A 13637-nucleotide genomic window follows, 5' to 3' on the forward strand; every position below is an offset into this window, starting at 1 on the left:
CCTGTTTTTTTACTGCGCTAAAACGTCTGTAACTTGTTCCATATTTTCAGAAATCCACTTTACTGCCTCGTCTAGCGTTGGGAATTCCGTCGTTTGAAAAGTTACCTCATCTTGAAGTAACCAAACATCTTTCGGTTCTTGTCCTACACCTGCGATTGACCAATGAAGTAAACTATATGGATGATTATCATTCAAAAATGATGCCCATGTGCGCTCATTTGCAATATTTTGTAGTGTGTGTAATTTTTTATCCATCTTTCGTCACCTTACTCTAGTCAGTTATAAAAACTATTATAACACTCTCTTCTCTCTCAAACAAAGTGCTCTTTTTATATTGTCAAGTACTCTCCCTAATTATATGATGAGAGTAAGCGTTTGGAAAGGAGGGATAACGTTGGCAAAAGTACAAATTAAAGTGAATGATAATGGCTCTTTTCGCGTTACAGGGGACGTGGAATTAGTTGACTCACAAGGGAATGTATTCCCAGCAAAACCGGCATTTTCTTTATGTCGTTGTGGTTTATCAAAAAACATGCCTTATTGCGATGCTTCGCATAAAGGAAAATTCGAGTCTGTTGTTAGAGCACCAGAGGCAGAGTAATTTTGGACGTAACATGCACATTTTTTTGTGCATGTTTTTTCTTTTGATCAAAGCCTATACAGCCCTTCCCCTTTCAACATTTCTATTACTTTCGTCCCCATTCAAATCGGCATATATTTTCACACAATTCTTCACATTCGAATATTTTCCACTTTGCTTTTTTCTTTTTTGTGCTATAATGTGAGCAAACAACATCCTTCGGGGTCGGGTGAAATTCCCAACCGGCGGTGATGAAGCGATAGCTTCTAAGTCCGTGACCCGTTTTCAACGCGAAAACGGTGGATCTAGTGAAACTCTAGGGCCGACAGTATAGTCTGGATGGGAGAAGGATATGTTTTCTAGTAATTTTATATAGCGAATACACTTTTATTTCAGTATGCATATTTTTAAAGATTCATTTTGACTCTTTATATATGTTTTATTTTGTATACTTATGTTTCTATACTGAAATAAAAAGATACGACTAGCGTTGAAAGAATTTGATATTTTGCTAGGTTTTTTCCTTATGCCAAAATATCAGTCATCGTTAGGTTTCTTTCCTATACTTTCGTATTCGAACTATATTTCTAGAAATCACGTCTCCCAAACCCCAAGGATATAAAATCCTTGGGGTTTTTTGATTTTTTCAGGAGAGGTGAAGAGAATGACAGATCAAGAATATATGAGGATTGCCTTGCAGTTAGCACAAGGTACATCCGGACAGACAAGTCCAAATCCTATGGTTGGTGCTGTTGTTGTAAAAGATGGAAACATCATAGGAATGGGAGCTCACTTGCGTGCTGGTGAAGAACATGCCGAAGTTCATGCACTTCATATGGCTGGTGAAAAAGCAAAAGGTGCTACTGTTTATGTAACACTTGAACCGTGTAGCCATTTTGGAAAAACACCACCTTGCTGTGAATTACTCATTAAAAAGGGAGTTCAGCGTATTGTAATTGCCACTCTTGATTGCAATCCACTCGTTTCTGGTAATGGAAAAAGGAGATTAGAAGAAGCTGGAATCGAGGTAACTACTGGTGTTCTTGAAGCGGAAGCAACTTTATTAAATCGATACTTTTTTCACTATATGAAAACGAAACGTCCCTTTGTAACAATAAAAACAGCAATGAGCTTAGATGGAAAAACAGCAACTGTAACCGGTGAAAGTAAGTGGATTACAGGCGAAGAAGCACGCGCTGACGTTCACCAATATCGTCATATACATGATGCTATTCTAGTCGGTGTGAATACAGTTCTAACTGATAATCCACACTTAACAACACGAATTTCAAACGGAGGTAAACATCCTATACGCGTTATTTTAGATACCCACTTACGAACGCCGCCATCTTCTCATGTCATAACAGATGGCTTAACTCCGACATGGATTATTGTCGGTAAGGATGTAAACAAAGAGAAAATAGCGTCTTATGAATCTAACAATATAGCTGTATTCCAAATGAAAACACAGCAAATTGAAATACAAGATGTCCTATCCCTGCTCGGTGAGAAACAAATTCTTTCTCTGTTCGTTGAAGGTGGTCAAACGGTGCATGCAAACTTCTTAAAAACAAATAGTTTTAATGAAATCGTGACCTATATAAGCCCGAAATTAATTGGTGGAAAAGATGCACCCACCTTATTTGGTGGAGCTGGTTTTTCGAAGTTACAAGATGCACTTTCCTTAACAATTCAAGAGATGAAACAAATCGGTAATGATATAAAAATTGTTGCAACCTTAAAAAGCGAGGTGACGGAATGTTTACAGGAATCGTAGAAGAGTTAGGAACGATATCAAGCATGACTCAAAGTGGTGAAGCAATGAAGCTAACTATTAGCGCAAAGCAAATTTTATCGGATGTCAAATTAGGTGATAGTATCGCAGTTAACGGCATTTGCTTAACAGTAACTACTTTTACGACTACTTCATTCACTGTCGACGCAATGCCTGAAACAATGAAAGCAACATCACTTCGTATGCTAAAGCCAAGTGCCAAAGTGAATTTAGAACGGGCGATGGCTGCAAACGGACGATTCGGTGGACATTTCGTCACCGGACATATCGATGGCATCGGTACGATTTTAACTAAAAAACAACATTACAATGCCATCTATTACAAAATAGCAATTTCTGATGAATTACTACGCTATTGTTTGCATAAAGGATCCGTTGCTGTTGATGGCACTAGCTTAACAATATTTGATATAGACGAATCTTCAATTACAATTTCACTCATCCCCCACACAGTAAGCGAGTCTATAATCGGAGAAAAAAAAGCCGGGGACATCGTAAACATTGAGTGTGACATGATTGGAAAATATATTGAACGCTTTATCTCAAAGCCCGCAAAAAGAACTGGTTCAATGACCGAAAGCTTTTTACAAGAAAACGGATTTCTATAAGGAGGAAGCACAATGTTTCATCGTATTGAAGAAGCTCTAGAAGATTTAAAACAAGGAAAAGTTGTTATCGTATGTGATGATGAAAACCGAGAAAATGAAGGCGATTTTATTGCTTTAGCAGAGTACATTACACCAGAAACGATTAATTTTATGATTACACACGGTCGTGGTCTCGTTTGTGTACCCATTACGGAGGAGTACGCAGAACGTCTACAGTTAGAACCAATGGTATCTCATAATACAGATTCACATCACACTGCGTTTACAGTGAGCATTGATCATGTTTCTACAACAACAGGGATTAGTGCTCATGAACGTGCAACTACGATACAAGAATTGTTAAACCCTGCATCAAAAGGCTCTGATTTCAATCGCCCTGGACATATCTTTCCATTAATTGCGAAAGAAGGCGGTGTACTGCGCCGTGCTGGTCATACAGAAGCCGCTGTCGATTTAGCCAAACTTTGCGGAGCAGAACCAGCTGGAGTCATTTGCGAAATTATAAATGAGGACGGTACGATGGCACGTGTACCTGATTTACTAGAGTGCGCAAAACAATTTGATATAAAAATGATTACAATAGAAGATTTAATTGCTTATCGCCGCCATCACGAAACACTTGTGACAAGAGAAGTGGAAATTACATTACCTACAGATTTCGGTACTTTCCATGCAATTGGCTATTCTAACTCATTAGATATGAAAGAACATATCGCGCTCGTAAAAGGTGATATTTCAACAGGCGAACCTGTACTTGTACGCGTTCATTCAGAATGCTTAACAGGAGATGTATTTGGTTCGTGCCGCTGTGATTGCGGACCACAGCTACATGCTGCACTTGCTCAAATTGAGCGTGAAGGAAAAGGTGTTCTTCTCTATATGAGACAAGAAGGACGAGGCATTGGCCTTCTGAATAAGCTTCGCGCTTATAAGTTACAAGAAGAAGGGTTAGATACTGTAGAAGCAAATGAAAAACTTGGGTTCCCAGCTGATCTTCGTGATTACGGTATTGGCGCTCAAATTTTAAAAGATTTAGGCTTACAAAGTTTACGATTATTAACGAATAATCCACGAAAAATTGCTGGCTTACAAGGTTACGATTTAGAAGTAACCGAGCGTGTACCGTTGCAAATGCCAACAAAAGAAGAAAATAAAACGTATTTACAAACGAAAGCAAGCAAATTAGGACATTTACTAAACTTATCCCGCATTAACGGGCAGTAAAACTCCCACCTCAAAATTCGGCTGGAGCAAAGAAGTTAGGTGGGAGATCAACTGCCCGTAAAGGCCCGATTGGTTCAACTAATAATCAGCGGGGGATGAATCCCCCCACTGATTATAGTTTCACTTTATAATTAAAGGAGAGATACATTATGGTATTCGAAGGTCATTTAGTTGGTACAGGATTAAAAGTTGGGGTTGTTGTTGGACGTTTTAATGAGTTTATTACAAGTAAGTTACTTGGCGGAGCTTTAGATGGATTAAAGCGTCACGGTGTAGAAGAGAATGATATTGATGTTGCATGGGTTCCTGGTGCATTTGAAATTCCTTTAATCGCTAAAAAGATGGCGAATAGCGGAAAATATGATGCTGTTATTACATTAGGTACAGTAATTCGCGGTGCTACAACACATTACGATTACGTTTGTAATGAAGTAGCAAAAGGTGTTGCGTCTTTATCACTACAAACGGACATTCCAGTTATTTTCGGTGTATTAACGACAGAAACAATTGAACAAGCGATTGAACGTGCAGGTACAAAAGCTGGTAATAAAGGATATGAATCGGCAGTTGCTGCGATCGAAATGGCTCATTTATCAAAACAATGGGCTTAAAAAAGAGGCTACGGCCTCTTTTTTTATTTTCTCACCTTTTTTCGTACATCTTCTATTAATTCATCCATCGTTTTTCCTTCTGTTTTTATACGAAGAGCTTGTGCTGTTCTCCACACATTTTCTCTCTTTTCCGCTTCTTCTATAATAGAAATTTCCTTCCTCACTTCTTTTAAATCTTTTCCTTCTGTTTCAAGCCCAAAATGTTCAGCTTTCGTTCGAAAATGCTGTTCAATTCTTTGTTGCATTTCTTTTTGTTCAGGATTTTCAGCCGCCTTAACTGCATCAGCACTTATCGCTTTTATTAAAATCAGACAGGTCATAATAGTTAATATGTATTTGTACATGTAAAATCCTCCAACCCGATATAAATTACATTTTTACTATGTACAATTAGGGCTTGGAAAATTCGTCCACAAAATTATTTTTCTCGTCCAAAAGTGACTACTATCAAGCGTTAATGGACTTTTATTACATTTTATTTACAAAAAAAAGCAACCCCTTTAAAGAGTTTGCTTTTCATCTATCTTATAGTGCACATTCTTCAATCTCAAATCCTAAATCTTCAATCATACCCCAGTCCGCAGTCGGCTCTTGTCCAGCTGTTGTTAAATAGTCCCCGACAAAGATAGAGTTTGCTGCAAATAAACCAAGTGGCTGTACAGAACGTAAATTAAGTTCTCGACCACCTGAAATACGAATTTCTTTTGTTGGATTTACAAAACGCATCATCGCCAGCACTTTTAAACATTCTACAGGTGTTAATTCTTTTTGTCCTTCAAGCGGAGTACCCTTTACAGCAACAAGGAAATTACATGGAATAGAATCCGCATCTAAACGTTGTAATTCAAATGCAATTTCAGCGCGCTGTTCAATCGTTTCTCCCATTCCGAAAATTGCTCCAGAGCATGGAGAAATACCGGCTTGCTTCGCTTTTTGGACTGTATCAACACGATCGTCATACGTATGCGTTGAACAAATGCTATCATAATTGTTGGCATGCGTATTTAAATTGTGATTATAACGATGCACACCAGCTTCTGCTAACTGACCTGCTTGATCTTCATTTAAAAATCCTAAACAACAGCAAATTTTTAAATCTGTCGTTTCACGAATTTCCTTAACTGCTCCAATAACGTGATTTACTTCTTTATTCGTCGGACGACGACCAGATGCAACAATACAATATGTACCTGCTTTACGACGAATTGCTTCGTGCGCTCCTTCAACAATTTTCTCTTGTGTTAACCATGCATACTTATCAATCGGTGCTTCTGAAATAATAGACTGTGAACAATACCCGCAATCTTCAGGACATAATCCAGATTTCGTATTTATAATCATGTTCAACTTTACTTTCTTACCAAAATGATGATGGCGAATGATGTAAGCTGCATTCATAATTTCTAAAACCTCTGTATCATCAGCTTCTAATATTGCAATTGCATCTTCTTTCGTAATCATTTTCTCTTCTACTACGTCGTATGCAAGTTTTTTCCAATCCCTTTTTGTTTGTACTTGTTTCATTTCATCTCTTCCCCTCTTTTGTTATATACGTAAATAAAGCATGATATGTTGCTACTATCCCTTCTTTTTCCGTGAAGTCTCTTTCGTATATACGAAGCATCGTACGAAAGAGTGAAGGGCTTTGACAATAAGACTCTTCATTACTATTGGTCGCTCCTACTTTTCGAATAGAATGTAGAAACTCCCTAACTTCTGCAAATCTTTCTATGTAACATGTTTCAGAAACATGTACATTTCCTAATGGCATTTCACATATATTCACTAACTGTTCTTTCGAAATGAAGCGTTGTCCAATTGAAGCACAATTGTGTATCCCCTTTTCTTTCTTAGCACGCTGAAAAGACGTATGCAATTCTTGAAAAGTCGTATTACCAAACGTTGAAAATAATAACATTCCCTCTTCAGACAAATAGTTAAATAAATTTTTCACTGTCTCTTTTAAATCATTAAGCCATTGAAATGTCGCATTTGAAATAATGACATCATATGAATCTTCTAATTTTAATTGTTCAATATCTTCACATCGAAACATCACATTTTCCAAACTTTTTCTAGTTTTCGCTACTGCAATCATCTCATCAGCAAAATCCACAGCTGTAATATGAGCTTTCGGAAATACATTTGATAATTGCTCTGTTACATATCCTGTCCCGCATCCAAGTTCTAAAATACGTATCGATGATGTTTCACTATATCGTTCCTTCAATGTAGAAAGTAACGAATGCGCCATCTTTTTTTGTACATTTGCATATTGATCGTAGGATACAGCCGCCCCGTTAAACCGTTTTTGCAGTAACGTTTTGTTGATCATGTCGTATCCCCTCTACAAATTGAATGATTTCATTTGCGCAATATTCAAAATTCGTTACACATAATGCATGCCCAGCACCGCTTACTACTTTTAGATTGGCATTCGTATTATTCGCCATACTATGGGCTGCAGACAATGGACATATTACATCCTGCTCTCCATGAAGGAGTAACAGCGGGGCTTTCATATCTATTACTTCATTTCTCATATCTGTTTCTATTAAATAATCTAAGCCTAATTGTAAAGACTGAATCGAGTCTCCTTTAAACTTCTGCGCAATCTCTTCAAAACTCGTATTCTCCCTCAGCTCACTTTTTGTAAACATATTTTCATAGAAACGCTTCAAAGTATCTTCTTTTTTTCTCGTTAAATTCTTTTTCATACGTTCTACATGCAAGGAATTCCATCCACTTGTATAGTCACTTGTATTGGTAAATTTAGCGGTACCACCAATTAGTACCATACCTTGGGCCTTAATCTTTTTATAAGCTTGTACTGCCGCTAACGCTCCTAGTGACCATCCAACTAAAATTACATTTTCATCCTGCGCTACATCTATTATTCGCCCTGCAAATTCACTTTGTTCTTTCACGTTACGCCAATCTATACATTGAACAGAATATCCTGTAAAATACGGCAGAACCAAAGTCCAAACACCTTCTTCCATTCCCCATCCTGGAATAAAAATAAGCTTTAGCTCTTTCATACTAAAAACCCCTCTTCTTTACCAATGCGTATAATATGCTGAATAGCCCATTTTAAATCGGCTATTGTATGTTGTGACGTAACTGCAAAACGGACTCGAGAACTACCAACTGGAACAGTCGGCGGACGAATTGCAATGGCTGCGATACCTACCTCTTGTAACCTTTCACTAAACCGTAAAGTATTTTCATTTGATCCAACTACAATCGGTACAATATGAGTTGAGCTATTCCCAATATCAAAACCAACTTCTTGTAAATGCGTCCTGAAATATGCACCATTCTCTATAAGTCGCTCTCTTCTTTCGTTATCTTCTTTCACAATTTCAATTGCTTTTCGGATCGCCCCTAATGTTCCTGGTGGTAAAGCTGTAGTAAAAATCAAGCTTCTCATCATATTTTGTAAATACTCTATATAAATGGAATCACCCGTTAAATACGCACCATAACACCCTAAAGCCTTACTAAACGTCCCCATATGTATGTCAATTTTTTGAGCAATATCTTTTTCTACATGAGATAATCCGGCTCCACCGATTCCATATATTCCACTTGCATGTGCTTCATCAACTATAATGATTGCCCCGTATTTCTCTTTCAGCTGAACTAAGCCTCTCAAATATGCAATATCTCCATCCATACTAAAAATCGTATCTGTTACGATTAATTTTCTCTTTTCTGGTGACGCTATTTGCAACATCTTTTCTAAATGATCCAAATCATTATGACGATATCTTTTATGCTCTGCTCCGCTTAATATAATTCCATCAACAATACTTGCGTGATTTAATTTATCACTAAAAACCATATCGTGACGACAGGCTAAAGCAGATATAGCACCTACATTTGCTTTATACCCGCTATTTACAATTAAAGCTTTTTCAGTACCTTTCCAATCACATATACTTCTCTCAACCTCTTCATACAGTGGATAATTTCCTACAACGAGACGAGAGGCAGTCGCTCCAGTTCCATATTTTTTTGTGCAGACAATAGCAGCTTCTTTCAACCTTTCATCTCCAGCTAACCCTAAATAATTATTTGATGCTAAATTTAGCATCCTTTTCTCATTTCGAATAAGCCATGTCTCTTCCGCTTTCTCTGTTACATGTAAATTACGATACTGCCCTTGCTCCTTTAATTGTTCTACTTTAGATTGAAGATGCGTGCGCCACATTTGATTCATTTTGGATGAGCTCCTCTAATTTTGAAATCATAATATGTTCTTTTGCCGATTCCAATAATTCTTCCCTTGTAAACTCACCTTCAAGGAATGGTAATAAACCTAAAACAGGTACTCCACTTAACTCCTCAATCATTTCTTTGTTTTCTTGCACTCTTTCTTTTTCACATTCTTTACAACCAGACAAAATTACACCTGCTACTGTTAAACCGTGTGCCTTTGCATAAGAAATTGTTAAGACAGTATGATTAACTGTCCCTAGTGTCGGACGCGCTACTACAATAAGAGGGAGCTGTAATTCTTTTGCAAAATCAATCACTAAAGCATCTTCTGTATATGGAACTGCAAGCCCACCAGCTCCTTCTACAAATAGGCTATTAAACTCTTTTAGTAGTTCATTATAGTGAGCAGTAATTTCTTTTAACGTTACTGTCCTTCCAGCTCTTTTCATGGCAAGTCTCGGAGCAAGTGGTTCTTCAATGGAATAAGGACAAATTTCATCCTCTTCTGTCGGTACACCCGATAATGCTTTTAACCTTGCTGCATCACCCTCAGGATTTGATGCAACATGTCCACTTTGCAACGGTTTATATACACCAACATTATGTCCACGCTCTCGAAATATACCTGCCAATGCTCCTGTCACTACCGTTTTGCCAACTTCTGTATCCGTTGCTGTTATAAAGAAACCACTCATTACTCTCCCTCCGTAACATCCGAGATTGCTTTATATAAAATGCGTAACATCTCATCAATCTCAGCCACCGTAGATGCAAGAGGAGGCATAAATACAATCGTATTACCGAGTGGTCGCAAAATCATGCCCAGCTCTCTTGAGCGTTTACACACTTGAACACCGACTCTTTCTGTCCATTCAAACGATTCTTTCATTTCCTTATTCTTCACAAGTTCAATACCAACCATTAGCCCACACTGACGAATATCTCCTACGTGCTTATATTCATTAAGAGCTTCTAATTGTGCCGCTACATATTCTGCTTTATGCGCAACATCTTCTATTAAATTAGTTTTTTCATATAGTTCTAAATTTGCAATTGCTACGGCACAACCTAACGGATTCCCTGTATAACTATGACCATGGAAAAACGTTTTTTGTTCTTCATAGCCTCCTAAAAAGGCATTATAAATTTCATCTGTCGTTACCGTAATTGCCACCGGTAAATAACCACCTGTTAAACCTTTTCCGGCTGTTAAAATGTCTGGCGTCACATCCTCGTGTTCACATGCAAACATTTTCCCGGTACGCCCAAATCCAGTCGCTACCTCGTCTGTAATAAATAATACATTGTATTTTGTACATAAATGGCGAAGCCCTTTTAAGTATCCTTTTGGCATTGTAATCATCCCACCAGCACCTTGCATTAATGGCTCCACAATAATAGCTGCTACTTCTTCATGTTTTTCTTGTAGCATTTCTTCCATTTCTTCTAAATGTTTCTTTACAATTTGTTCCTTATTATCTCCATAAGGAGAACGATATGTATATGGATACGGCATCTTAATTGCCTCAAATAATAGTGAACTATACACTTGGTGAAACAAGTCTATTGCCCCCACTGAAACAGCACCTATCGTGTCACCGTGATATGCTTCTTTTAATGTAACAAATCTTTGTTTTTTCGGTTTTCCTTTATGCTGCCAATATTGAAAGGCCATCTTAATTGCAATTTCAACGGCGCTAGAACCAGAGTCTGAATAGAATACTTTCTTCAAACCTTCTGGTACAACTTCAATTATTTTTTCTGCTAATAAAATAGATGGAACGTTAGCAAGTCCTAGCATAGTAGAATGAGCAATTTTATTTAATTGCTCGCGAATTGCCTCATCTAGTTCTGGTACTTGATGCCCATGAACATTTAACCAAATAGATGAAACACCGTCCCAATATTCATTTCCATTTACATCGTATAGCTTTCTTCCCTCTCCACGTTCAATAATGACAGGATCTTCTTCTAAATAATCTTTCATTTGTGTAAATGGGTGCCATACGTAATCTTTATTCTTCTTCGATAATTCTTCATATGTATAAGACGATTTTTCACTCGTGTTACTATTAACAGCCACAATTGTCACCCCTAATGTTAACTTGTTTATAAATAAAGTTAACATTAAAAATAAATGACTGTCAATTATTTTTAAATCAAATAATTCTTAAAAAAGAACAACTTATCATACGATAAGTTGTTCTACTTTCCATGTTGTATCTTTCCAATTTCTAAAATAATCTCTTCATCTTTTTTTCCTTCTGTATCAATTCCAAGTTGCTTAGCATGCTCAATTAACAAATCATGGCGCTGCTCAAATCTAGCGGTATCTACTTCTTTTGTAACCTCTTCTTTTGTTTTCCCCTCAGTAGAAAATCCTAGTTTCATAGCTGCTTTTTCCATCGATTTCTTCTCTTCAATTTCTTTCACTTTCTTCACTTCTGACTGCTGTATTTGCTTTTGTTTCGACTGCTCTGATTCAGCTGCAAAAGCTGTGTAAATTCCAGCACTTCCGCCAACGACTAGTAAGGTGGTAAAAAGAATTATTTTTTTCTTCACTCTTTCCTCCCCTTTCAAATTCATTATAACGCACACTTTTACAGTATTAAAAACATTTCTCCTTTATTTCCCTAAAAAAATATCGAATGTTTTTATTGACATGTATGATGAATATATGATAAAAATTTAACTAACATCATATGAATCGGCGTTGATAGGATTTAGTAGTATTTCGTTTTCTGATTTCAGAGAGCTGGTGGTCGGTGCGAACCAGTACAGAGCGATTTATGAATTACCCCCTGGAGCTTCTTTTACGAAACGTGAGGAGTAGTGAAAGACGGTTTAGACCGTTATGTCTAAAGAGTGGTGAAACGAAACTGTTTCACAATTTAGGGTGGTACCGCGAATTTTTCGTCCCTGCATATATTGCAGGGGCGTTTTTATTTTATTAGCGCATATCATATGACCCTTTATTTTGTGATACATTCATTTCACAAGCTAGGGTGGTACCGCGATTTCTTCGTCCCTGCATAATTATATGCAGGGGCGTTTTTTTATCCAATCATTTCCGTATCATATTGAGATATTGACAATTACCGGTAATTTGTCACAAAATTCTAAATTTTAGAAGGAAATAAACAATATTGGCGAATTTTATATAAAAAAGAGCTATTTTAAATTACTTAGGAGGGGAAAACAATGGTTTCAAAAATTGAATCTGTTCTTTTAACAATTTTTATTTTTTTCTGTATTGGCTTTAGTGTTATCAAATTAGAAGTTTCACCACACATCCCAATTTTATTTGGTATCGTTCTTTTATTAGCATTTGGATTTATGAAAAAAATTTCTTGGTCTACTATGGAAAAAGGAATGATAAGTAGTGTTTCAGCTGGTATTCCATCTATTTTTATTTTCTTACTTGTAGGCGTATTAATTAGTGTTTGGATCGCAGCTGGAACAATTCCAACTTTAATGGTATACGGATTCCAACTTGTATCTCCAAAAATTTTCGTTCCTACTGTTTTTGTTGTTTGTGCAATTGTTGGAACGAGTATCGGTAGTGCATTTACAACTGCAGCAACAGTAGGGCTTGCCTTTATGGGAATGGGTAGTGCTCTCGGATACGATCCAGCTCTGATCGCTGGTGCAATTATTTCTGGTGCATTCTTTGGAGATAAAATGTCTCCTTTATCTGATACAACAAACTTAGCTCCTGCTGTAACAGGTGTAGATTTATTTGAGCATATTCGTAACATGCTTTGGACAACAGTTCCTGCTTTTATTATTGCTTTTATCGCATTTTTCATTTTAGGAAGCGGTACTAGTGGAGACGTTGACTTCACAAACTTTATTAGCACGTTAGAACAAAACACAACGATTTCTATCGTTACACTTATTCCAATTTTATTACTGTTCCTATTCGCATTTAAAAAAGTTCCAGCAGTTCCAACATTACTTGCAGGAATTGTGGTAGGAATTATTATTCTCTTTATTTTTAAACCTAGCACTTCTTTAGCTGATTTAATGAAAATTATGCAAGACGGCTACGTTTCTAAAACTGGTATTAAAGACATTGATAGCTTACTATCTCGCGGTGGTCTACAAAGTATGATGATGTCGATTGCTCTTATTTTCCTAGCTCTTTGTATGGGAGGATTACTACAAGGAATGGGCATTATCACGCAGCTGATGAATATTATCTCTAGCTTCGTAAAAAATAGTACACGCTTAATTATTTCTACTGCTTCAACTGCAATTGGTGTAAACTTCTTACTTGGCGAACAATACTTATCAATCGTTTTAACAGGACAAGCATTCGCTAACAAATACGATGAAGTCGGTTTAGAACGTCGTAATTTATCACGAGTATTAGAAGATGCAGGTACAGTTATTAACCCGCTCGTACCATGGGGAGTAAGTGGCGTATTCTTATCGAACGTCCTTGGCGTTCCGACATTTGATTACGTTCCATTCGCAATCTTCTGCTTAGCTTGCCCAGTCTTAACAATTATTGTTGGTTTCACTGGATTTGGCCTTTCATGGAAGAAAGAAAAAGCAGTAACAATTTCATAATATACTAAAAAGGATTACCT

General features: G+C 37.0%; 15 protein-coding genes, 1 riboswitch and 1 other annotated feature. Of the genes, 6 read left to right on the forward strand and 9 right to left on the reverse strand.

The features are described 5' to 3' along the window. Positions 1-9: 9 nt before the first annotated feature. Positions 10-255 carry a DUF2552 family protein gene (locus tag AC1DKZ_RS02295; RefSeq protein ID WP_002014992.1) on the reverse strand — a complete coding sequence of 82 codons (246 nt, stop codon included), beginning with the start codon at positions 253-255 and terminating at the stop codon, positions 10-12. Positions 256-394: 139 nt separating this feature from the next. On the opposite strand from AC1DKZ_RS02295, the gene AC1DKZ_RS02300 reads away from it, so the two are divergent. The 5 genes from AC1DKZ_RS02300 (at position 395) to ribH (ending at position 4818) form a co-directional block, all read left to right on the forward strand. Continuing rightward, positions 395-601 (forward strand): CDGSH iron-sulfur domain-containing protein, encoded by a 207-nt coding sequence (locus tag AC1DKZ_RS02300; RefSeq protein WP_001151582.1) that lies wholly within the window; start codon positions 395-397, stop codon positions 599-601. Between the two features lie 190 nt (positions 602-791). Beyond that, positions 792-935: riboswitch (FMN riboswitch) on the forward strand. A gap of 309 nt (positions 936-1244) precedes the next feature. Continuing rightward, a complete protein-coding gene (gene ribD, locus AC1DKZ_RS02305; RefSeq protein WP_476995595.1) occupies positions 1245-2357 on the forward strand; it encodes a bifunctional diaminohydroxyphosphoribosylaminopyrimidine deaminase/5-amino-6-(5-phosphoribosylamino)uracil reductase RibD in 1113 nt (370 codons plus the stop codon). After that, complete coding sequence (ribE, locus tag AC1DKZ_RS02310) at positions 2339-2983, forward strand: riboflavin synthase (protein ID WP_002088492.1); 645 nt, start codon at positions 2339-2341, stop codon at positions 2981-2983. Before ribD ends, ribE begins: the two co-directional genes overlap by 19 nt. A 12-nt stretch (positions 2984-2995) precedes the next feature. After that, a complete protein-coding gene (gene ribBA, locus AC1DKZ_RS02315; protein ID WP_002192586.1) occupies positions 2996-4207 on the forward strand; it encodes a bifunctional 3,4-dihydroxy-2-butanone 4-phosphate synthase/GTP cyclohydrolase II in 1212 nt (403 codons plus the stop codon). Positions 4208-4356: 149 nt separating this feature from the next. Then, positions 4357-4818: a 6,7-dimethyl-8-ribityllumazine synthase gene (gene ribH / locus AC1DKZ_RS02320; protein ID WP_000230892.1), complete on the forward strand. Its 462-nt coding sequence runs from the start codon at positions 4357-4359 to the stop codon at positions 4816-4818. Positions 4819-4841: 23 nt separating this feature from the next. On the opposite strand, the gene AC1DKZ_RS02325 is transcribed toward ribH, so the two are convergent. The 8 genes from AC1DKZ_RS02325 to AC1DKZ_RS02360 all read right to left on the reverse strand — a co-directional run bounded on the left by AC1DKZ_RS02325 (position 4842) and on the right by AC1DKZ_RS02360 (position 11604). Next, positions 4842-5162 carry a hypothetical protein gene (locus AC1DKZ_RS02325; protein WP_476995596.1) on the reverse strand — a complete coding sequence of 107 codons (321 nt, stop codon included), beginning with the start codon at positions 5160-5162 and terminating at the stop codon, positions 4842-4844. 181 nt (positions 5163-5343) lie between these two features. Further along, a complete protein-coding gene (gene bioB, locus AC1DKZ_RS02330) occupies positions 5344-6342 on the reverse strand; it encodes a biotin synthase (RefSeq protein WP_002014986.1) in 999 nt (332 codons plus the stop codon). A gap of 1 nt (position 6343) precedes the next feature. Next, the gene (bioC, locus tag AC1DKZ_RS02335; protein WP_476995597.1) at positions 6344-7153 is read right to left on the reverse strand and encodes a malonyl-ACP O-methyltransferase BioC; all 810 of its coding nucleotides are present in this window, start codon (positions 7151-7153) and stop codon (positions 6344-6346) included. Further along, positions 7119-7859 (reverse strand): alpha/beta fold hydrolase, encoded by a 741-nt coding sequence (locus AC1DKZ_RS02340; protein ID WP_242307733.1) that lies wholly within the window; start codon positions 7857-7859, stop codon positions 7119-7121. The genes bioC and AC1DKZ_RS02340 overlap by 35 nt, the downstream gene beginning before the upstream one ends. Next, entirely contained in the window at positions 7856-9043 is a 1188-nt protein-coding gene (bioF, locus tag AC1DKZ_RS02345) for an 8-amino-7-oxononanoate synthase (protein WP_476995598.1), read from the reverse strand. The genes AC1DKZ_RS02340 and bioF overlap by 4 nt, the downstream gene beginning before the upstream one ends. Then, positions 9009-9737 (reverse strand): dethiobiotin synthase, encoded by a 729-nt coding sequence (gene bioD / locus AC1DKZ_RS02350; protein ID WP_113937117.1) that lies wholly within the window; start codon positions 9735-9737, stop codon positions 9009-9011. Before bioD ends, bioF begins: the two co-directional genes overlap by 35 nt. Further along, complete coding sequence (gene bioA / locus AC1DKZ_RS02355; protein ID WP_476995599.1) at positions 9737-11170, reverse strand: adenosylmethionine--8-amino-7-oxononanoate transaminase; 1434 nt, start codon at positions 11168-11170, stop codon at positions 9737-9739. The genes bioD and bioA overlap by 1 nt, the downstream gene beginning before the upstream one ends. Positions 11171-11247: 77 nt before the next feature. Next, on the reverse strand, positions 11248-11604 hold the full coding sequence (locus AC1DKZ_RS02360; protein WP_476995600.1) for a hypothetical protein: 357 nt from the start codon (positions 11602-11604) through the stop codon (positions 11248-11250). A gap of 142 nt (positions 11605-11746) precedes the next feature. Further along, positions 11747-11966, forward strand: a binding site (T-box leader). A 277-nt stretch (positions 11967-12243) separates the two neighbouring features. Here AC1DKZ_RS02360 and nhaC point away from each other — a divergent pair. Further along, a complete protein-coding gene (gene nhaC / locus AC1DKZ_RS02365) occupies positions 12244-13617 on the forward strand; it encodes a Na+/H+ antiporter NhaC (RefSeq protein ID WP_476995601.1) in 1374 nt (457 codons plus the stop codon). Positions 13618-13637 lie beyond the last annotated feature (20 nt).

It is taken from the genome of Bacillus sp. 05T21, assembly GCF_056396785.1.

Bases quoted from the DNA above. Each gene is read 5' to 3' on its own strand.
- AC1DKZ_RS02325 (WP_476995596.1), bottom strand. From the start codon at position 5,162: ATGTACAAATACATATTAACTATTATGACCTGTCTGATTTTAATAAAA.
- ribH (WP_000230892.1), top strand. From the start codon at position 4,357: ATGGTATTCGAAGGTCATTTAGTTGGTACAGGATTAAAAGTTGGGGTT.
- bioA (WP_476995599.1), bottom strand. From the start codon at position 11,170: ATGTTAACTTTATTTATAAACAAGTTAACATTAGGGGTGACAATTGTG.
- ribE (WP_002088492.1), top strand. From the start codon at position 2,339: ATGTTTACAGGAATCGTAGAAGAGTTAGGAACGATATCAAGCATGACT.
- bioB (WP_002014986.1), bottom strand. From the start codon at position 6,342: ATGAAACAAGTACAAACAAAAAGGGATTGGAAAAAACTTGCATACGAC.
- bioD (WP_113937117.1), bottom strand. From the start codon at position 9,737: ATGAGTGGTTTCTTTATAACAGCAACGGATACAGAAGTTGGCAAAACG.
- nhaC (WP_476995601.1), top strand. From the start codon at position 12,244: ATGGTTTCAAAAATTGAATCTGTTCTTTTAACAATTTTTATTTTTTTC.
- ribD (WP_476995595.1), top strand. From the start codon at position 1,245: ATGACAGATCAAGAATATATGAGGATTGCCTTGCAGTTAGCACAAGGT.
- bioF (WP_476995598.1), bottom strand. From the start codon at position 9,043: ATGAATCAAATGTGGCGCACGCATCTTCAATCTAAAGTAGAACAATTA.
- AC1DKZ_RS02295 (WP_002014992.1), bottom strand. From the start codon at position 255: ATGGATAAAAAATTACACACACTACAAAATATTGCAAATGAGCGCACA.
- bioC (WP_476995597.1), bottom strand. From the start codon at position 7,153: ATGATCAACAAAACGTTACTGCAAAAACGGTTTAACGGGGCGGCTGTA.
- ribBA (WP_002192586.1), top strand. From the start codon at position 2,996: ATGTTTCATCGTATTGAAGAAGCTCTAGAAGATTTAAAACAAGGAAAA.
- AC1DKZ_RS02340 (WP_242307733.1), bottom strand. From the start codon at position 7,859: ATGAAAGAGCTAAAGCTTATTTTTATTCCAGGATGGGGAATGGAAGAA.